The 17,776-nt window shown below is 42.7% G+C and carries 23 protein-coding genes and 1 tRNA gene; 7 read left to right on the top strand and 17 right to left on the bottom strand.

All coding sequences use genetic code 11. The features are described 5' to 3' along the window. Positions 1-110: 110 nt before the first annotated feature. From lptB to argJ, 5 genes are all read left to right on the top strand, one after another. Entirely contained in the window at positions 111-842 is a 732-nt protein-coding gene (gene lptB / locus EL216_RS08310) for an LPS export ABC transporter ATP-binding protein (RefSeq protein WP_085391329.1), read from the top strand. A gap of 62 nt (positions 843-904) precedes the next feature. Continuing rightward, entirely contained in the window at positions 905-2,257 is a 1,353-nt protein-coding gene (gene rpoN / locus EL216_RS08305; protein ID WP_085391330.1) for an RNA polymerase factor sigma-54, read from the top strand. Positions 2,258-2,316: 59 nt separating this feature from the next. Beyond that, positions 2,317-2,637 (top strand): ribosome hibernation-promoting factor, HPF/YfiA family, encoded by a 321-nt coding sequence (gene hpf, locus EL216_RS08300; protein WP_085391331.1) that lies wholly within the window; start codon positions 2,317-2,319, stop codon positions 2,635-2,637. Positions 2,638-2,880: 243 nt separating this feature from the next. After that, the gene (locus tag EL216_RS08295; protein WP_085391332.1) at positions 2,881-4,275 is read left to right on the top strand and encodes a chloride channel protein; all 1,395 of its coding nucleotides are present in this window, start codon (positions 2,881-2,883) and stop codon (positions 4,273-4,275) included. Further along, positions 4,276-5,496 carry a bifunctional glutamate N-acetyltransferase/amino-acid acetyltransferase ArgJ gene (gene argJ, locus EL216_RS08290; protein ID WP_085391333.1) on the top strand — a complete coding sequence of 407 codons (1,221 nt, stop codon included), beginning with the start codon at positions 4,276-4,278 and terminating at the stop codon, positions 5,494-5,496. 470 nt (positions 5,497-5,966) lie between these two features. Here argJ and EL216_RS08285 read toward each other — a convergent pair whose 3' ends face one another. Next, entirely contained in the window at positions 5,967-6,698 is a 732-nt protein-coding gene (locus EL216_RS08285; RefSeq protein WP_085391334.1) for a LytR/AlgR family response regulator transcription factor, read from the bottom strand. 337 nt (positions 6,699-7,035) lie between these two features. Beyond that, positions 7,036-7,112, bottom strand: a tRNA-Met gene (locus EL216_RS08280). A 210-nt stretch (positions 7,113-7,322) separates the two neighbouring features. On the opposite strand from EL216_RS08280, the gene EL216_RS08275 reads away from it, so the two are divergent. Together EL216_RS08275 and EL216_RS08270 are read left to right on the top strand one after the other, a co-directional pair. After that, complete coding sequence (locus EL216_RS08275; RefSeq protein WP_085391338.1) at positions 7,323-8,867, top strand: ABC transporter permease; 1,545 nt, start codon at positions 7,323-7,325, stop codon at positions 8,865-8,867. Positions 8,868-8,926: 59 nt separating this feature from the next. Continuing rightward, positions 8,927-9,874: an ABC transporter ATP-binding protein gene (locus tag EL216_RS08270; RefSeq protein WP_085391337.1), complete on the top strand. Its 948-nt coding sequence runs from the start codon at positions 8,927-8,929 to the stop codon at positions 9,872-9,874. A gap of 545 nt (positions 9,875-10,419) precedes the next feature. On the opposite strand, the gene rplQ is transcribed toward EL216_RS08270, so the two are convergent. The 15 genes from rplQ to rpsN form a co-directional block, all read right to left on the bottom strand. Beyond that, the gene (rplQ, locus tag EL216_RS08265; RefSeq protein WP_085390844.1) at positions 10,420-10,797 is read right to left on the bottom strand and encodes a 50S ribosomal protein L17; all 378 of its coding nucleotides are present in this window, start codon (positions 10,795-10,797) and stop codon (positions 10,420-10,422) included. 24 nt (positions 10,798-10,821) lie between these two features. Then, positions 10,822-11,808 carry a DNA-directed RNA polymerase subunit alpha gene (locus EL216_RS08260; RefSeq protein WP_085390843.1) on the bottom strand — a complete coding sequence of 329 codons (987 nt, stop codon included), beginning with the start codon at positions 11,806-11,808 and terminating at the stop codon, positions 10,822-10,824. Between the two features lie 25 nt (positions 11,809-11,833). Then, entirely contained in the window at positions 11,834-12,454 is a 621-nt protein-coding gene (rpsD, locus tag EL216_RS08255) for a 30S ribosomal protein S4 (RefSeq protein ID WP_085390842.1), read from the bottom strand. 20 nt (positions 12,455-12,474) lie between these two features. Then, entirely contained in the window at positions 12,475-12,870 is a 396-nt protein-coding gene (gene rpsK / locus EL216_RS08250) for a 30S ribosomal protein S11 (RefSeq protein ID WP_002216249.1), read from the bottom strand. A gap of 18 nt (positions 12,871-12,888) precedes the next feature. Next, entirely contained in the window at positions 12,889-13,251 is a 363-nt protein-coding gene (gene rpsM / locus EL216_RS08245; RefSeq protein ID WP_085390841.1) for a 30S ribosomal protein S13, read from the bottom strand. A 65-nt stretch (positions 13,252-13,316) separates the two neighbouring features. Then, positions 13,317-13,430, bottom strand: coding sequence for a 50S ribosomal protein L36 (rpmJ, locus tag EL216_RS08240; RefSeq protein ID WP_003697674.1), 114 nt, complete (start codon positions 13,428-13,430; stop codon positions 13,317-13,319). An 18-nt stretch (positions 13,431-13,448) separates the two neighbouring features. Continuing rightward, positions 13,449-13,667 carry a translation initiation factor IF-1 gene (gene infA / locus EL216_RS08235; protein WP_003684714.1) on the bottom strand — a complete coding sequence of 73 codons (219 nt, stop codon included), beginning with the start codon at positions 13,665-13,667 and terminating at the stop codon, positions 13,449-13,451. A gap of 6 nt (positions 13,668-13,673) precedes the next feature. Next, complete coding sequence (gene secY / locus EL216_RS08230; RefSeq protein WP_085390840.1) at positions 13,674-14,987, bottom strand: preprotein translocase subunit SecY; 1,314 nt, start codon at positions 14,985-14,987, stop codon at positions 13,674-13,676. Positions 14,988-15,000: 13 nt separating this feature from the next. Next, positions 15,001-15,435, bottom strand: coding sequence for a 50S ribosomal protein L15 (gene rplO / locus EL216_RS08225; RefSeq protein WP_085390839.1), 435 nt, complete (start codon positions 15,433-15,435; stop codon positions 15,001-15,003). A gap of 1 nt (position 15,436) precedes the next feature. Beyond that, positions 15,437-15,622 carry a 50S ribosomal protein L30 gene (rpmD, locus tag EL216_RS08220; protein WP_085390838.1) on the bottom strand — a complete coding sequence of 62 codons (186 nt, stop codon included), beginning with the start codon at positions 15,620-15,622 and terminating at the stop codon, positions 15,437-15,439. Next, positions 15,615-16,133 carry a 30S ribosomal protein S5 gene (rpsE, locus tag EL216_RS08215; protein WP_085390837.1) on the bottom strand — a complete coding sequence of 173 codons (519 nt, stop codon included), beginning with the start codon at positions 16,131-16,133 and terminating at the stop codon, positions 15,615-15,617. The genes rpmD and rpsE overlap by 8 nt, the downstream gene beginning before the upstream one ends. Positions 16,134-16,151: 18 nt before the next feature. Beyond that, positions 16,152-16,505 carry a 50S ribosomal protein L18 gene (gene rplR / locus EL216_RS08210; RefSeq protein WP_085390836.1) on the bottom strand — a complete coding sequence of 118 codons (354 nt, stop codon included), beginning with the start codon at positions 16,503-16,505 and terminating at the stop codon, positions 16,152-16,154. Positions 16,506-16,518: 13 nt separating this feature from the next. Beyond that, entirely contained in the window at positions 16,519-17,052 is a 534-nt protein-coding gene (gene rplF, locus EL216_RS08205; RefSeq protein WP_085390851.1) for a 50S ribosomal protein L6, read from the bottom strand. 11 nt (positions 17,053-17,063) lie between these two features. Continuing rightward, positions 17,064-17,456, bottom strand: coding sequence for a 30S ribosomal protein S8 (rpsH, locus tag EL216_RS08200; protein ID WP_085390835.1), 393 nt, complete (start codon positions 17,454-17,456; stop codon positions 17,064-17,066). 14 nt (positions 17,457-17,470) lie between these two features. Next, positions 17,471-17,776 carry a 30S ribosomal protein S14 gene (gene rpsN / locus EL216_RS08195; protein WP_085390834.1) on the bottom strand — a complete coding sequence of 102 codons (306 nt, stop codon included), beginning with the start codon at positions 17,774-17,776 and terminating at the stop codon, positions 17,471-17,473.

The following is a 17,776-nucleotide window of genomic DNA, read 5'->3' as shown; positions in this document are numbered from 1 at the left end:
ACACCGTTCAGGCCGTCTGAAAACACCTGCCTGCCTTCGAAACCGCAAACAACCTTTTCAGACGGCCTGCAAAAAGATTACAATAGTAACCATAACTCAAAGGCTATACCATGAATCACCACAGCCGCTTAAACGTACAAAACCTACAAAAGAGTTTCAAAAAGCGCCAAGTCGTCAAAAACTTTTCGCTTGATATCGAAAGCGGTGAAGTAGTTGGCCTGCTCGGGCCCAACGGAGCAGGCAAAACCACCAGTTTTTATATGATTGTCGGCTTGATTTCCGCCGATGCGGGCAGCGTAATGCTCGACGACAAAGAAATCCGCCACCTGCCGATTCACGAACGCGCTCGCTTGGGATTAGGCTATCTGCCGCAGGAAGCATCGATTTTCCGCAAAATGACGGTCGAGCAAAACATCCGCGCCATTCTGGAAATCAGCCTGAAAGACAAAAGTAAAATCGACAGCGAGCTGGAACGGCTACTTGCCGACCTGAACATCGAACGCCTGCGCAACAACCCCGCTCCGTCGCTTTCGGGAGGCGAACGCCGCCGTGTAGAAATCGCCCGTGTGCTTGCCATGCAGCCGCGCTTTATCCTGCTCGACGAACCGTTTGCCGGAGTCGATCCGATTGCCGTTATCGACATCCAAAAAATCATTGAGTTTCTGAAATCGCGCGGCATCGGCGTACTGATTACCGACCACAATGTGCGCGAAACCCTGCGCATCTGCGACCGTGCCTACATCATCAGTGAAGGGGCCGTACTCGCCTCGGGGCATCCTGAAGAACTGGTCAACAACGAACAAGTGCGGGCAGTATATCTGGGCGAAAACTTTAATTATTAACAGGCGGCAGACACACCTTACCGAACCGACACATTATGTATTACTCTCTATAAAACAATAATATGAGCCAAAATTTTGGACTAAAACTCAAACAAACCCAGCAGCTGAACCAACACCTTCAGCAGTCGTTGCGTATACTGCAAATGTCCGGGCTGGAACTTGAGCGCGAAGTAGACGACTGGTTGCAAGACAACCCTCTGCTGGAGCGCCCCGAGCCCGCCGATGATGCGGGCGATACCGAATTTTCTCAAATTTCCGCCTCTCTGCCGAGGAGCAACCAAATCGGCGGAGATGATGCCGAAGACGTATGGGCCACCATCGCCGGCGAAGACGACTTCAATGCTTTTCTGCACAAACAAGTTTGCGAACATCCCCTAAGCGAAGAAGAAGCTGCACGGATACATATCCTCATTGATTTTCTCGACGACCAAGGTTATTTCACCGACAGCTTGGGTGAGGTAATCGACCACACCCCGCTGGAATGGATGCTCAACGAAAACGATTTGCAGGAAGCACTCGATCTGCTGCAAACCTTCGATCCCGCAGGTGTAGGGGCCTCAAATTTAACCGAGTCTCTGATGCTGCAACTCTTACGCTTGCCCGCCTCTCCTGAACGCCAACTGGCTGCCAAAATCGTTCAACAGTCGCTGGACAGCCTAAGCAGAAGCCGCCAGCAAAATCTGGCCAAAGCCCGCAAAATGTTTCCTGATTCCGATATCGATACCATTCAGACGGCCTTAGACCTGATATCGAAACTCAATCCCTACCCGGCCTATGGATTTGCTTCCGCCGAGCCGACAGCCTATGTACAGCCCGATGTATGGGTGAAAGAAACCAAAACCGGCTGGACGGTCATCGGCAACGACAACGCATGGCCGAAAGTACAGCTCAATCGTGAATATTGCGACCTGTTGAAAGAAGCTGGAGAAGTCAGCCCGGAGTGGAAAGAAAAATTAAGCGAAGCGAGGCAGAAAATCGACAGCTTGGAACTGCGTAAAAGTACAGTAATCCGTTTGGCAGAGTACATTGTTGAAAAGCAGGAAGATTTTTTCGTATTCGGCGAAATCGGCCTGACACCCATGCTGCTGAAAGATGCCGCTGCCGAACTCGGGGTAGCTGAAAGCACCGTATCCCGTGCCGTCAACCATAAATATTTGTCTTGCCCGCGCGGAGTGTTTGCGTTACGCTATTTCTTCACACAGGCCGTTTGTGCTGAAGACGGCGAGGGGGTGAGCCAAAATGCGGTCAAAGCCGTAATCACTCAGTTGGTCGAGTCGGAAGACAAATTCAAACCGCATTCTGATGAAATGTTGAGTAAACTTTTGAAACAGCAAGGCATCGATATCGCCCGCCGCACCGTAGCCAAATATCGAGAATCATTGAACATTCCGTCTGCCACACAACGCAGACTATGATTAACCATTTTTCAGACTGCCTAAATCAGGCGGTTTAACTTAACCGAAGGAGTAAAGCCATGAACCTGAAAATCACCGGCCTGAATTTCGACGTAACCGAAGCCATCAAAAATCATGTCAATAGCAAGTTGGAGCGCATCAACCGTCATGCCGCCAATTTGATTTCTGTAGCCATCACCCTTTCGGTAGAAAAGCTGAACAACAAGGCTGAAGCTGATGTGCACTTGGCCGGTAAAGACCTGCATGTGGAAACTGTTGAATCCGATATGTATGCTGCGATTGATGTGCTCATGGACAAAGTTGACCGTGCCATCTTGAAACATAAAGAAAAAAGCAACGATGTGCGCGCCACTCCCAAACCGGAACCCGATACCGAATAATTTGTTTTAACAAGATTCAACACCCCGTTTTGCGGGGTGTTTTTTGTTTCTCCGTCCGGCTCTTGAAATAGCGTAGCCCGGCTAAAAACAACAGGCCGTCTGAAAAACCGGTTTTCAGACGGCCTTTGCACGGTTGCGGCTTTATTCATTTGATAAATCTGTTCATAATATCACTTATTCTATTTCAGGCCGTCTGAAAAACAATTTTCCAAAAACAATTTACGATAATAAACGAGCGGGTAAATGAAACGTACTCTTTCCTCTTTCGACCGTCTGATAGGACGGAAAATTTCCCATAAAATCAAACAGACTCAACGCCTTTCACGAAAAACGGCCGCATTCGGCTTTCTACTGGCCGGTGCGGCGCTGGTGACATTGGTGTCACTGGCATTTGCAAAAATGGCAGACTGGGCATTGGAAGAAAATGCCCGACTGGTGCAGCAATACCCGTGGTTCGCATGGGTGGTGCTGCCGCTCGGGTTGCCGCTGATTGTATGGCTCACCCGAAGGTTTGCCCCTTACACGGCAGGCAGCGGCATCCCACAAGTGTTAGCTTCCCTATCACTGCCTTTCGGTGCCCAGAAAACACGGCTTTTGCAATTACGGCAAACCATGTTGAAAATCCCCTTAACTTTTTTGGGCATGCTGGCGGGGGCCTCTATCGGACGGGAAGGGCCGTCGGTGCAAGTAGGAGCCGCAGTAATGGCAGCGTGGGGGGCATGGTGTAAAAAACACAATCTCGCCTTTAAAGGCATGCAGGAAAACGATTTGATTGCAGCAGGCGCGGCAGGTGGTTTGGCCGCGGCATTCAATGCGCCGCTGGCCGGCGTGGTGTTTGCGATTGAGGAATTGGGACGCGGCATTCTGCTGCGTTGGGAACGCCAGATTTTCATCGGTGTGTTGGCTGCAGGTTTTATCCAAGTGGCCATACAGGGCAACAACCCTTATTTTTCGGGGTTTAACGGAAGCGAATTGCCCGACATGCTGATATGGGTGCTATTGAGCGGTTTGGTATGCGGCGTGGCCGGCGGCTTGTTTGCCCGCTGCCTCTATAAAGGTACAGCGGCATTTGCGCCCGAAAAATACCGCAACTGGATACGCAATCATCCCGTTTTACTCGCTGGCACCATCGGCCTGCTGCTGGCTTTAATCGGTACGCTTTATCAAGGGCAAACTTTCGGTACGGGCTATCACGAAGCGTCTGCGGCACTGCGTGGAACACATGATGCGCCGTTCGGTGTGGCTGCGGCCAAATGGGGAGCAACCGTGTTGTCGTATTGGGCCGGCATTCCGGGCGGCATTTTCACCCCCTCTCTTACCATAGGGGCAATGATTGGACAGCATATCGCGCAAATTGCTGATGTTCAAACAGGTGTGAACGTATTGGTGCTAATCTGTATGACTGCCTTTTTGGCAGCTGCTACACAATCTCCCTTAACCGCCAGCGTGGTGGTAATGGAAATGACGGGCGGGCAGAATTTGTTGTTTTGGTTACTGATTGGTGCTATTTTCGCTTCTCAGGTATCGCGCCAATTTTCACCGAAACCGTTTTACCATGCGGCAGGAACACGCTATCGGCAACGGGTTCAAGAAGAAGCAGCCACACAGCAGGCAGATGCTGTTGATAAGGAGAAATAGATGGCAGTCAACTTACGAGAAAAAGATGCGGCGGAATTATTACCGATAGACGGTGTGCAAGTATTTGTCGGACAAGCGGGCATCAAAAAATCCGGCCACAACGACATCACACTGATGGTTTTCAACCCCGACAATACCGTCGGTGCCGTATTCACACAAAACCAATTCTGCGCCGCACCCGTGCATGTAGCCAAGCAGCACCTTTTCGATGAAGACGGCGTACGTGCGATGATTATCAACACTGGCAACGCTAACGCCGGCACCGGAATAAAAGGACGGGAGGACGCTCAAGCAGTGTGCGAAGCTGTAGCGAAACAAATCCGCTGCAAAACTTCACAAATACTGCCGTTTTCCACCGGTGTTATTCTCGAACCGCTGCCCGCACAAAAAATCATCGATGCCCTACCCCGTGTCAAACCTGCGTTTTGGAACGATGCCGCCCGTGCCATTATGACCACTGACACCGTACCAAAAGCTGCCAGTCGTGAAGGGAAAATCGGTAACCACCATATTGTACACGCCACCGGCATTGCCAAAGGAGCAGGCATGATATGCCCCAATATGGCAACCATGCTCGGCTTTATCGTATGTGATGCCAACATAGCACAACCGGTTTTACAGATGCTCACACAAGAAATCGCCGACCAATCGTTTAATGCCATCACGATAGATGGCGATACCAGCACCAATGACAGCTTTGTTATCGTCGCTACCGGCAAGTGCGGTCAGAATGAGATCGACAACATCGCTGATCCACGCTACGACCAACTTAAGACCCTGCTTGGCAGCCTCGCACTGGAGCTTGCCCAAGCCATTGTGCGCGACGGCGAAGGAGCTACCAAATTCATTACTGTTCAAGTCGAAAATGCAGGCGATCGTACTGAAGCGCGGCAAGTGGCCTATGCCATCGCCCACTCACCTTTAATTAAGACGGCCTTTTTTGCTTCCGACCCCAATCTCGGCCGATTATTGGCTGCTATCGGCTACTCAGGTCTCCCCAACTTCGACACCGAAAAAGTACGCATGTGGCTGGGTGAAGTGCTGGTCGCGGAAAACGGAGGACGGGCGGACAGCTACACCGAAGAAGCCGGCCAAATGGTAATGAATCAACCCGAAATCACTGTTCGTGTTGATTTGCAACGTGGTCGTGAACGTGCCGTTATCTATACATGCGATTTATCACATGATTATGTATCGATTAACGCAGATTACCGCAGTTGAATTACACCTTCTAAAAAGGCCGTCTAAAAAAGTTTTCAGACGGCCTGAGTATTAAAATTGAGGTACTTATACTTTCATACCTAAACAGGTGTTATAGAAATAAACTTATTTTTGATACAAAACGACAAGCTGCAAACAGTACAAGTAGTACGGAACCAATTTTGTTGCCCAGCGGCTCATAAGATCGTTCTCTTTGAGCTAAGGCTCAGCAACGCCGTAACAAGTTAAGTTTATTTGCTATATTTTTTTAAGGAATGATTTTATAAATTATCAAACATTATAGTGCTTCTTGATACTTTACGGCATTTGGGCAATCTCCTCCCCTAAGAAAGGATCTCTATACAAAAGAGAAAATGTACATGTCGCTGCTATTTCCGACATCAATCCCTACAAGCCTGCTAATAAAACAGCCGAAACGCTTTTTAGCATTTCGGCTGTTTTATTAGCAGGCTTGTAAAAATTCAATCCGCTTAATGTTCACGCAAAATCTTACGAATCGCAGCCAACTGGCGGCGGCTTACTGCAAGCGGTTTATCCACATCCAGCACCCGCGCGCCCCAAGTTGCATTGCTCTCATCTTCGTCTCCGCCATCCAAACGAATCAAACAGTCTAAAGTATGGCGGAACACCAAAGCATTACGATGGATGCGGATAATTTTATCCCCCAACAGCTCTTCCCAATAAACCAAAGTTTTAGGTAATTCATAACTTTGGCCGTCTCCCGTGAATAGAAATACCGTTTTATGTTCAGCCAAGAGATAACGCACCTGCTGCCATGGAATCTCTACCATACGGTTACGGTTAAACACCTTAAAGTGTGTAAAATCATCAGCCTTTTCTTTATGTTTTTCATTCAACCGCTCCAAAGCAGTTTGCAGCCGCGATACTTTAATGGGCTTTAATAAATAATCGGCCGCAGCCAACTCAAATGCACGTAAAGCATGCTCTTCATAAGCAGTCGTGAAAATGACATCCGGCTGCTTTTTGGCAATGCGTTTAATTCGCTCAACCAAATCCAATCCGGTAATTTCCGGCAGACCAATATCAGCAAATACAATATCTACTTCATGCACACTCAGCCAATCCAAAGCCGGCTGCGCATGATGGAATATTTTTAATAATACGACGTTGCACTCTTCCAGCAGAACCCGCAAACGCTCTGCTGCCAACACTTCGTCTTCAACAATAATGGCACTCAGCATATCTTGTCAGTCTGTTGGTTGTTATTAGCCGTATCGTATCCTGAACAATTACTTATATCAATATTAAGCCATGAAAAAGTAAGGAGAAACAAAACGGATGCCAATAAATTATTATTATAATTTGCTACTTTTTGGGTTTTTAATTTCCAGAAAAGATATATTTTTAAAATTAAAAACTAAATATACTAAAAATTAATCTTAAAAAAATTAAGAGAATAATAATATAAAAAATATGACAAATGTAATTTAAATTATAATTTTGTAAGATTAATACAACGTATGTTTATTTTTGAAAAAAATAAGCACCCACTAATGATGGATGCTTTATTTTATATTTTGGTTGCGGGGGCAGGATTCGAACCTACGACCTTCGGGTTATGAGCCCGACGAGCTACCATGCTGCTCCACCCCGCGTCAGAAGATTAAACTATACAGATTGATTTACATCTTGTCAATCATTTTTCCCAAATAAACCCTCTGCATAAGAATCAGCTCTATCTCCTCTACTATTCTTGCTTTTACGTAGTGCTTACATCTATCAACAGATACACCGAATTATGATATAACTCCAAAACCATACATAACATAAAATATTTATCTCATCTTTTTATTTTCCTAACTCTCATGTCCCGTATCGTTATTGCCTCCATACTAGCACTATTATCACTCGGCTTTTTAGCCGTGATGGTCATTGCTCCTCTTATTGCGCTGGCTACCTATGAAAATGAGAGTTTGGCATGGGCGGTACTGCAAGATGACTATATTCAAATAAAGATTGGCTGGACAACACTCCAAGCCGCCATTACCTGCATTTCTACCCTTATCCTCGGCGTGCCGATAGCTTGGGTATTAGCCCGTGTCGATTTCCGTGGAAGGCTCTGGATTCTCCGTTTAATAATGCTACCATTCGTGATGCCCACATTAGTTGCGGGTATCGGAGTATTAGCATTATTCGGCCCTCATGGGCTATTATGGCCCGGCTGGGAAGATTCTCCATATTTACTGCTCTACGGCAATATTTTCTTCAATCTCCCCGTATTAATACGTTCGGCGTATCAAGGTTTTCTACAGGTTCCTGCTACTCGTTTGTACACGGCACAAACGCTGGGAGCAGGAACATGGCAACGTTTTTGCCATATCGACTTGCCTGTATTGAAACCTTGGCTGGCAGGAGGACTGTGCCTGGTATTTTTGTATTGTTTTTCGGGCTTTGGCTTAGCCTTGCTGCTTGGCGGCAGCCACTATACTACTATCGAAGTAGAAATCTACCAATTGGTTGCATACGAACTGGATATGGCACAAGCGGCCGTTTTAGTATGGATAGTACTAGCAATTAATGCTCTGGCAGGATTTCTATATGCATACCTTAGCCGTCGCACCGCTTCCGATAAAAACATTTATCCCCTCTCTCCCAAACCGGCTCAAACCTATATAGAAAAAATCTTATTGACGGTTGCCTTAGTATTACTATTCGCTTGCTGTGGGCTACCACTGATTGCCATATTGTTACAAGCTGCACGGGCTGGTAACTCATGGGGTGTTTTACTGGAAATCGACACCTTGCTCGCAGTTTGGAACACCTTGCGGTTTACATTTTTTGCCATGCTGATTGCACTCTTACTCGGTATTCTACACACCTGCCTTGCCCGTTTAGTTCCTTGGGTTCGCAGCCTGACATTTTTACCATTTATGGTCTCACCGATCTGTATTGCTTTCGGTGTCTTACTACTCTATCCGGAATGGACAGCTTCGTTACCGCTACTTATTTCTACTTATGCCTTACTTGCATATCCTTTTATTGCTAAAGATTTAATTTCAGCATGGGATGCGTTACCGCAGAGTTATACGTCAGCCGCCAGAAGCATAGGAGCAACACCTTTTCAGACGGCCTTATACGTAACCATTCCATTATTACTTCCTGCTTTACGTCGCGGCCTTACCCTAGCCGCAGCAACCTGCGTTGGTGAATTTGCCGCCACTCTATTTCTATCTCGCCCTGAATGGCAAACACTTACCACCTTGATTTACCGCCATCTCAGCACAGCAGGCTCTGATAATCACGACAGAGCAATGGTTCTAACCGTTTCCTTAATGATTTTGGCATTATCCGTGTTTATGTTATTAGATAACGCGGATAGAACAAACAAGGTATCCACAAAAATCATTTGATTTCAATATTCTTCTTTTCAGATGGCCTCTGATAGGCCAACCGTAAAGGAATTATTACTATGCTCGAATTGAAAAATATCCATAAACAGTTTGGTAACAAGACCGTTTCCGACAATATCAACTTATCTATAGAAAACGGTAAGATTCTTGCAATCCTTGGCCCATCAGGCTGTGGTAAATCAACTCTACTTAATATTGCTGCAGGCCTTGTGCAGCCGGATAGAGGTGAAATATGGATAAATAGACAAAACCATACTTTTACACCGCCAGAAAAACGAAATATCGCTATGGTTTTTCAAGATTATGCCCTTCTACCTCATCTTAACACTTTGGATAACGTTACTTTTGGTTTAAAAATGAGGGGTATAAATGCTCAGGAAGCAAAAAAACGTGCCGAAGCGGCATTGGAAGAAGTAGGTTTATCTGGGGAAAATATACGGAATATTAATAATCTATCCGGAGGAGAACAACAGCGCGTCTCCCTCGCTCGCGCCCTAGTCACAGAACCAAAGCTCCTTCTACTGGATGAACCATTTTCAAGCCTCGATACAGGATTAAGGCAACAATTACGACAACAAACCTCACAACATATACAAAGGCACAATATTCCTGCCATATTGGTCACACACGATCCGAAGGAAGCTTTTGATATAGCCGACCATTTAGCCTTAATGCAGGGAGGACGTATCGTTCAGTACGGCACATCTAACGAATTACTCACTGCACCCACTAATGCTTGGTCCGCCCGCTTAATCGGGGCAATTAACGTTAAGGAAACATACTATATCCCTCAACAGGCGTTGCATTTTCAACATTCTCAAGGTGCTCTTTCCCGCATTCTTCATATTTTTCGACAACCCGAATACTGTCGCTTTACCTTACTTCATCCTGAACATGGGGAAATCATATTAAATTTGACTTGGGAGTTCGCTATGCAATATAACTTACAAATAAATGATGAGCTAAATCTATTAATTGACGAAGATAAAATAATATATTTTAAATAATAATATTACTATTTTTATCCTCTCCAAATCTCAAATAAATTATCCTAAATCATTGATTTTAAAAAAACATCAAAAGCATCTATTTAATCAACTGAGTATTGGTCTATTTAAACATTCCCTATCGGCGTACTTATCTATTATGAAATCCACTAAACTTTAAATCACAATGTAGCTTATACATAACTAATATTTTTTAAAGTTTTAACTGATAAAAAATACTTTACCCTTACATACAAAATCAAACAAAAAATAAGCTAATAATTTTCAACCTCTTAAAGAGATATAAGGAAACTTATATAATTATTATTGGCAAACTTAATTCTTGTTTCCTCTCTTCTACAAAAATACTATGTCTACTCGGAAAATTCATACCAACAGAGAAATAAATATTTTAAATATTCGTAATTTCTACCATTATTAACTGAATTAAAACCAATTAAAAAAATGTATTTATGAGACAAGGCCGTCTGAAATTTATTTTCAGACGGCCTTTTCAAGATATAAACATATCCGTGTAACAAACTACTCCAACACCTCACTTAAACTTATTTTTCAGCAGCAGATTCAGCTTTTTCAACAAGTTCAACTAGAGCTAATGGAGCATTATCACCTTTACGGAAGCCATATTTTAAAATACGTACATAGCCACCGTTACGAGCTGCAAAACGCGGACCTAATTCGTCAAACAATTTCACAACAACTTCACGATCACGAGTGCGGTTAAACGCCAAGCGACGATTTGCCAAAGAAGGCTTTTTACCTAAGGTAATCAACGGTTCCACAACGCGACGCAGTTCTTTAGCCTTAGGCAGAGTAGTTACGATAGTTTCATGGCTTAGCAAAGAATTCGCCATATTACGTAACATTGCAGCACGATGGCTGCTTGTACGGTTCAATTTACGATTACCATTACGATGACGCATGTCATAATCCTTTAATGTTCAAACTTACGGCTTTTCTAAGCCCACCGGTGGCCAAGCTTCCAATTTCGACCCTAATGTTAATCCTTTAGAGGCCAATACTTCTTTAATTTCATTCAAAGATTTACGGCCTAAATTAGGAGTCTTTAAAAGCTCAGTTTCAGTACGCTGAATTAAATCGCCAATATAATAAATATCTTCAGCTTTAAGGCAATTAGCTGAACGCACAGTCAATTCCAAATCATCCACTGGACGAAGCAAGATCGGATCAATAGGAGGTGCTTTCTCTTCAATTTCCTCAACTGGTGTGCCTTGCAAATCAGCAAAAATGGACATTTGGTCAATCAAAATACGTGCAGCACTGCGAACAGCTTCCTCTGGTTCAATGGAGCCATCTGTTTCAATATCTAAAACAAGACGATCCAAGTCCGTTCGCTGCTCTACACGTGCAGGCTCAACCTCAAAGCTCACTCGATTAATGGGCGAAAAGCTCGCATCCAACTGAATTGCACCAATCTGTTTGTTTTCATCTCGCATCACGCGACGGCCAGAAACAGACTGATAGCCACGACCTTGTTCAACTTTAATTTCCATCTCAATCTGACCATCATCAGAAAGATGGCAAATTACATGTTCAGGGTTAATAATTTCCACATCGTGTGGCAAGCTAATATCACTAGCCAACACAGGACCTGACCCTGATTTTCTCAACGTTAATTGAACCTGATTCCGACCATGCAATTTAAATACTACCCCTTTAATGTTCAAGAGAATATCAACAACATCCTCTTGAACACCATCTACAGTGGAATATTCATGCAATACACCGGTAATAGCGACTTCAGTAGGTGCAAAACCATTCATGGATGACAGTAAGATACGACGCAAAGCATTACCAAGAGTATGACCGAAACCACGTTCAAATGGTTGCATAGATACTTTGGCACGAGTAGCCGAGAGTGTATCCACATCAATTTGACGAGGTTTCAAAAATTCGGAAGTGCTATTTTGCATTTAACTGTCCCTCACTGAGCTAGTATTATTTAGAGTAAAACTCTACCACCAGCTGTTCATTAATATCGCCAGTCAATTCTGAACGATCAGGCATATTTTTAAATATACCTTCCATTTTGTTTACATCAACTGAAACCCAGCCAGGTAAACCAATTTGTGTTGCTAGTCCCAATGCTTCTTGAATTCGGACTTGTTTTTTTGCCTTCTCACGAACGCTTACAATGTCGCCCGCTTTAACTTGATAAGAAGGAATATTTACTACTTGACCATTCACAACAATTGCTTTGTGAGATACCAATTGACGTGCCTCTGCACGAGTAGAACCAAATCCCATTCTATATACTACATTATCCAAACGAGATTCCAAAAGTTGCAATAGCAATTCACCTGTAGAACCTTTTCTACGCGCTGCTTCAGCGAAATAACGACGAAATTGACGCTCTAAAACACCATAAATACGACGAATTTTCTGTTTTTCTCGCAACTGCAAACCATAGTCTGATAATCGGGGCTTTTTAGAACCATGCTGACCAGGAGCAGAATCCATTTTACATTTTGATTCCAAAGAGCGGCGTGCACTCTTTAAAAATAAATCTGTACCTTCACGACGTGCCAATTTACATTTTGGGCCAATATAACGTGCCATATCTTAAATCACTCCAAATATTAAATACGACGTTTCTTAGGTGGACGGCAACCGTTATGAGGCAACGGGGTAACGTCGGTAATACTAGTAATTTTGAATCCAAGAGCATTAAGCGCACGTACAGAAGATTCACGACCTGGACCTGGGCCTTTAATACGAACCTCTAAATTTTTAACGCCATACTCTTGGGCAACTTTACCAGCGGCTTCCGCTGCTACTTGAGCAGCAAAAGGTGTACTTTTACGAGAACCTTTAAAACCAGCACCGCCAGAGGTAGCCCAAGATAATGCATTGCCTTGACGATCGGTAATAGTTATGATGGTATTATTAAAAGATGCATGCACATGCACAATACCTTCACTCACGGTTTTACGTACTTTTTTGCGTACACGTGAAGCTGTGTTTGCTTTAGCCATTAATCAAATCCTTAAAAATTATTTTTTACCGGCGATTGCTTTGCGCGGACCCTTACGAGTACGTGCATTAGTGCGAGTACGCTGACCACGACAAGGTAATCCACGACGATGTCTAAAACCGCGATAGCAGCCCATATCCATCAAACGTTTAATACTCATTGTTACTTCACGACGTAAATCGCCTTCTACTTCATAATTAGAAACTTGTTCACGCAAAGCTTCTAACTGAGACTCGTCTAAATCTTTTACTTTGATACTTGGCGCAATATTTGCAGCCTCACAAATTAATCTAGCACGAGTAGAACCAATACCGTAAATAGCTTGTAAACCAATTACGATATGGGCATTATTAGGGATATTTACCCCTGCAATACGAGCCATATTTTTTCCTTTACGGGCAAAATTTCGTCACTATACCACAAAATCAAATCTAAATAAAATACAAACTACCCTTGACGTTGCTTATGACGAGGATCAGTACAAATTACACGAACTACACGATTACGACGAATAATTTTGCAGTTACGGCAAATTTTCTTTACAGAAGGTTGCACACGCACTTTATTTCCTTTCTTAATTTATCTTGCTCGAAACACAATGCGTGCACGAGTCAAATCATACGGAGTTAGCTCAACAGTTACCTTATCTCCAGGAGAAATACGAATATAATGCATTCGCATTTTCCCTGAAATATGCCCTAAAACAACATGGTCATTTTCAAGCTTTACTTTAAAGGTTGCATTTGGCAAGGTTTCAAGAATCTCTCCCTGCATCTGTATGGTATCTTCTTTAGCCATAATTTTTTACTTACGTGATAATGATTTCATATCAGGTTGCTTAATTAAATGTTCATACTGCTGAGTCATCCGATATGATGCAATTTGAGTACTAAAATCCATAGTAACAACTACAATAATGAGCAAAGAAGTGCCTCCTAAATAAAAAGGAACATTCAATGCAGTAGTCAAAAACTCTGGAATTAAACAGATAATAGTAATATATAAAGCTCCAAAAAAAGTTAACCTTAATACTACTTTTTCCAAATACCTAGATGTTTGCCCTCCTGGTCTTATACCAGGTACAAATGCACCACTTTTTTTTAAGTTTTCTGCCATTTCTTTAGGACTAAATACTAGAGCTGTATAAAAATAACAGAAAAATATAATAGAAGTTGCAAATAATAAAATATAAATAGGCTGACCATGCTGTAATAAACCAGAAACCTTATGCAACCAACTATCTATATCCCCAGAACCAAACCAACTCAATAATGTAGATGGGAATAAAATAATGCTAGAAGCAAAAATAGGAGGAATTACCCCTGCCATATTTAACTTAAAAGGCATGTGAGTGTTTTGTCCATGAACCACTCTATGCCCTAATTGACGCTTAGCATAATGAATTGGTATTTTGCGTTGAGCACTTTCAAAATATACAACAACATAAACGAGTAATAATGCCCCTAGCACTATTGAAATAGCTGTAAGCATACTCATAGAACCCTGACTGATTAATGTCAGTAACTGAGCAATTCCAGACGGAATACCAGCCGCGATACCTGCAGTAATGATTAAAGAAATGCCATTACCCACCCCACGCTCAGTCATCTGCTCACCCAGCCACATCAAAAACATGGTGCCAGTTACCAAACAAACTACTGTTGAAATATAAAACTCTAATTGAGCAACAACCACAATATTTTGTTGATAAACAAAAGTGGCAACACCAAAGCTTTGGAGAATAGCTAATAAAACCGTACCGTAACGGGTATATTTCGTAATAATTTTTCGTCCAGCTTCACCTTCCTTCTTTAAGGCTTTTAAAGAAGGAAGAATTTCTGAGGCCAATTGAACAATAATTGATGCTGAAATATAAGGCATAATACCAATAGCAAATATACTAAAGCGCTCCAGCGATCCTCCAGAAAAAATATTCAGTATGCCTAGAATACCACTACTGGCGCTTTCATATAGTTTAGCCAAAGCAATTGCATCAACACCTGGTACAGGAATATGTGCACCAATACGAAAAACAATTAATGCACCCAACAAAAACAGCAAACGCTTTCTTAAGTCACCCAATTTTGTCAGTCCTGATAAAGATTGTTGATTAGCCACTTTAATTCAAGCCTTATTCTTCTATTTTTCCACCTGCAACTTCGATAGCAGCTCTAGCACCTTTGGTAGCTTTTATACCCTTTAAAATAATTGCCTTTTCAATAGAGCCAGAAGCAATTACTTTAACATTCAGTACATTAGCACCCACCAACTCTAATTGTTTCAAGACCAATAGGTCAATCTCATTCACAGCAACTAAAGCCAGTTCACTTAAACGAACCTCTACGTTGTTAGCAGACGACAATGATTTAAAACCTCGCTTAGGAAGACGACGTTGCAAAGGCATTTGTCCTCCTTCGAAACCTACTTTATGGAACCCACCTGAACGGCTTTTTTGTCCTTTATGACCACGACCACCTGTTTTACCTAAACCACTGCCAATACCACGGCCTATACGACGTTTGATATGTGTAGCACCCTCAGCAGGCTGAATAGTATTCAAATACATTTTATACCTCCACTCTCAAAAGGTAGCTGATTTTATTAATCATGCCTCGATTTTGAGGAGTATCCAATACTTCTACCGTATGCTCACGGTAACGTAAACCCAAACCACGAGCACAAGCTCGATGGGATTGAAGAGTACCAATTAAACTCTTAGCTAAGGTTACTTTAATTTTCTTCTGCTCAGTCATTGTTGACTCCCAAAATATCTTCAACCGTCAAACCGCGTTTAGCAGCAATATCGGACGGAGTATATAATTTTGCTAATCCATCCAAAGTAGCACGCACAATATTGTATGGATTAGTAGATCCGTGAACTTTTGCAGATATATTATGAATACCCATTGCATCAAACACTAAACGCATTGGACCACCTGCTTTTACGCCGCTACCTTCTTTTGCTGGTTGCATAAATACGCGAGTAGCACCATGACGACCAATTACTTCATGATGAATAGTACCTTTTTTTAATGGTACTTTAATCATAGATCGACGAGCTTGATCCATTGCCTTTTGCACTGCAACAGGAACTTCTTTGGATTTCCCCTTGCCCATACCAATACGGCCATCACCATCACCAACCACAGTCAAAGCAGAAAAAGCCATAATACGACCACCTTTAACTACTTTTGTTACACGATTAACAGCAACCATTTTTTCAATAAAGCCATCACCGCGTTCTTCAATTTCATGTTTTGCCATCTGAAGTCTCCGAAATTTTTAGAAGCTTAAACCATTTTCACGTGCAGCTTCGGCCAAAGCTTTCACACGACCATGATATTGAAAACCAGAACGATCGAAAGCAACTTTTTCTATACCGACAGCCTTTGCCTTTTCAGCAATACGCTTACCTACTACAGCAGCAGCTTCAACATTACTACTTGATTTCAAATTATTACGAACCTCTGCTTCCAAAGTAGAGGCTTGTGCCAAAATTTGATTGCCTTCCGCATTAATAACCTGAGCATAAATATGGTTATTTGAACGGAATACACACAATCTAACCATTTTTAAATCCGCAATACGTGCACGAGTTTTACGAGCACGACGAAGTCGGGTTATATGTTTATCCATGAGTAAACCTCAATTATTTTTTCTTAGTTTCTTTCATTACTACTACTTCGCCCACATAACGAACGCCTTTACCTTTATAAGGTTCTGGTGAACGGAAAGAACGGATTTCAGCAGCAACTTGACCAATAACTTGTTTATCAGCACCTGTCAAAATAATTTCTGTTTGACTAGGTGTCTGAACGGAGATGCCTTCAGGCATTTCATAGACAATCGGATGAGAAAAACCCAAAGATAAGTTCAATATTTTACCTTGAGCCTGAGCACGATAACCAACACCAATTAACTGCAGCTTCTTCTCAAAACCCTCAGCAACACCTTTAACCATATTATTAACTAATGCACGCACAGTACCAGACATAGCACTAGCATACTTAGTATTATTTCTTACAGTAAAAGTCAATTGGTTATCATTTAATTCAATAACCACATCAGATGTCAATGGAAGTGATAACTCACCATTTTTACCTTTGACAGTCAACAAATCTGTTCCAAATTTAACTTCAACCCCAGCAGGAACAGTCACTGGATTCTTAGCTACGCGTGACATAATATTCTCCACTAGGAAACAATGCATAATAACTCACCACCCACTCCTTCAGAGCGAGCTTTACGATCAGTCATTACACCTTTAGAAGTACTCACTATTGCAATACCCAGCCCATTCATTACACTAGGAATTTCACTTGAAGCTTTATAAATACGCAAACCAGGTCGAGAAACACGCTTAATTTGCTCAATTACCGGGCGCCCTGCGTAATATTTTAATTGAACTTCTAATAGAGGTTTCACATCAGTGGAAACTGCAAAATCTTCGATATAACCCTCTTCCTTCAAAACTTTTGCAATTGCACACTTCAATTTAGAAGAAGGCATAACAACGGAAACTTTATTTGCACGTTGCGCATTTCGGATACGAGTCAACATATCGGAAATAGGATCATGCATACTCATAATTATTACTCCTATTACCAGCTAGCTTTAACAACACCTGGAATTTCACCACGCATAGCAATTTCACGGATTTTAGTACGACCCAAACCGAATTTACGGAAAGTGCCACGGGGACGACCAGTCAATGCACAACGACGACGTTGACGAACTGGAGCAGCATTACGAGGAATCGCTTGAAGTTTTAAACGCGCCTCAAAACGTTCCTCATCTGAAGAATTTGTATCATTGATAACAGCAAAAATGGCCTCACGTTTAACGGCATATTTTTTCGCTAATGCAATGCGTTTCAATTCGCGATTAATAAGTGCTTTTTTAGCCAT

This window comes from Neisseria animaloris (genome assembly GCF_900637855.1).
Classification (GTDB): domain Bacteria; phylum Pseudomonadota; class Gammaproteobacteria; order Burkholderiales; family Neisseriaceae; genus Neisseria; species Neisseria animaloris.
This window is presented reverse-complemented; position numbering and strand designations above follow the sequence as displayed.

What these genes read in the sequence shown, in the direction of transcription:
- lptB (WP_085391329.1), top strand. Translation starts at nt 111, where the DNA reads ATGAATCACCACAGCCGCTTAAACGTACAAAACCTACAAAAGAGTTTC.
- rpoN (WP_085391330.1), top strand. Translation starts at nt 905, where the DNA reads ATGAGCCAAAATTTTGGACTAAAACTCAAACAAACCCAGCAGCTGAAC.
- hpf (WP_085391331.1), top strand. Translation starts at nt 2,317, where the DNA reads ATGAACCTGAAAATCACCGGCCTGAATTTCGACGTAACCGAAGCCATC.
- EL216_RS08295 (WP_085391332.1), top strand. Translation starts at nt 2,881, where the DNA reads ATGAAACGTACTCTTTCCTCTTTCGACCGTCTGATAGGACGGAAAATT.
- argJ (WP_085391333.1), top strand. Translation starts at nt 4,276, where the DNA reads ATGGCAGTCAACTTACGAGAAAAAGATGCGGCGGAATTATTACCGATA.
- EL216_RS08285 (WP_085391334.1), bottom strand. Translation starts at nt 6,698, where the DNA reads ATGCTGAGTGCCATTATTGTTGAAGACGAAGTGTTGGCAGCAGAGCGT.
- EL216_RS08275 (WP_085391338.1), top strand. Translation starts at nt 7,323, where the DNA reads ATGTCCCGTATCGTTATTGCCTCCATACTAGCACTATTATCACTCGGC.
- EL216_RS08270 (WP_085391337.1), top strand. Translation starts at nt 8,927, where the DNA reads ATGCTCGAATTGAAAAATATCCATAAACAGTTTGGTAACAAGACCGTT.
- rplQ (WP_085390844.1), bottom strand. Translation starts at nt 10,797, where the DNA reads ATGCGTCATCGTAATGGTAATCGTAAATTGAACCGTACAAGCAGCCAT.
- EL216_RS08260 (WP_085390843.1), bottom strand. Translation starts at nt 11,808, where the DNA reads ATGCAAAATAGCACTTCCGAATTTTTGAAACCTCGTCAAATTGATGTG.
- rpsD (WP_085390842.1), bottom strand. Translation starts at nt 12,454, where the DNA reads ATGGCACGTTATATTGGCCCAAAATGTAAATTGGCACGTCGTGAAGGT.
- rpsK (WP_002216249.1), bottom strand. Translation starts at nt 12,870, where the DNA reads ATGGCTAAAGCAAACACAGCTTCACGTGTACGCAAAAAAGTACGTAAA.
- rpsM (WP_085390841.1), bottom strand. Translation starts at nt 13,251, where the DNA reads ATGGCTCGTATTGCAGGGGTAAATATCCCTAATAATGCCCATATCGTA.
- infA (WP_003684714.1), bottom strand. Translation starts at nt 13,667, where the DNA reads ATGGCTAAAGAAGATACCATACAGATGCAGGGAGAGATTCTTGAAACC.
- rplO (WP_085390839.1), bottom strand. Translation starts at nt 15,435, where the DNA reads ATGTATTTGAATACTATTCAGCCTGCTGAGGGTGCTACACATATCAAA.
- rpmD (WP_085390838.1), bottom strand. Translation starts at nt 15,622, where the DNA reads ATGACTGAGCAGAAGAAAATTAAAGTAACCTTAGCTAAGAGTTTAATT.
- rpsE (WP_085390837.1), bottom strand. Translation starts at nt 16,133, where the DNA reads ATGGCAAAACATGAAATTGAAGAACGCGGTGATGGCTTTATTGAAAAA.
- rplR (WP_085390836.1), bottom strand. Translation starts at nt 16,505, where the DNA reads ATGGATAAACATATAACCCGACTTCGTCGTGCTCGTAAAACTCGTGCA.
- rplF (WP_085390851.1), bottom strand. Translation starts at nt 17,052, where the DNA reads ATGTCACGCGTAGCTAAGAATCCAGTGACTGTTCCTGCTGGGGTTGAA.
- rpsH (WP_085390835.1), bottom strand. Translation starts at nt 17,456, where the DNA reads ATGAGTATGCATGATCCTATTTCCGATATGTTGACTCGTATCCGAAAT.
- rpsN (WP_085390834.1), bottom strand. Translation starts at nt 17,776, where the DNA reads ATGGCTAAAAAAGCACTTATTAATCGCGAATTGAAACGCATTGCATTA.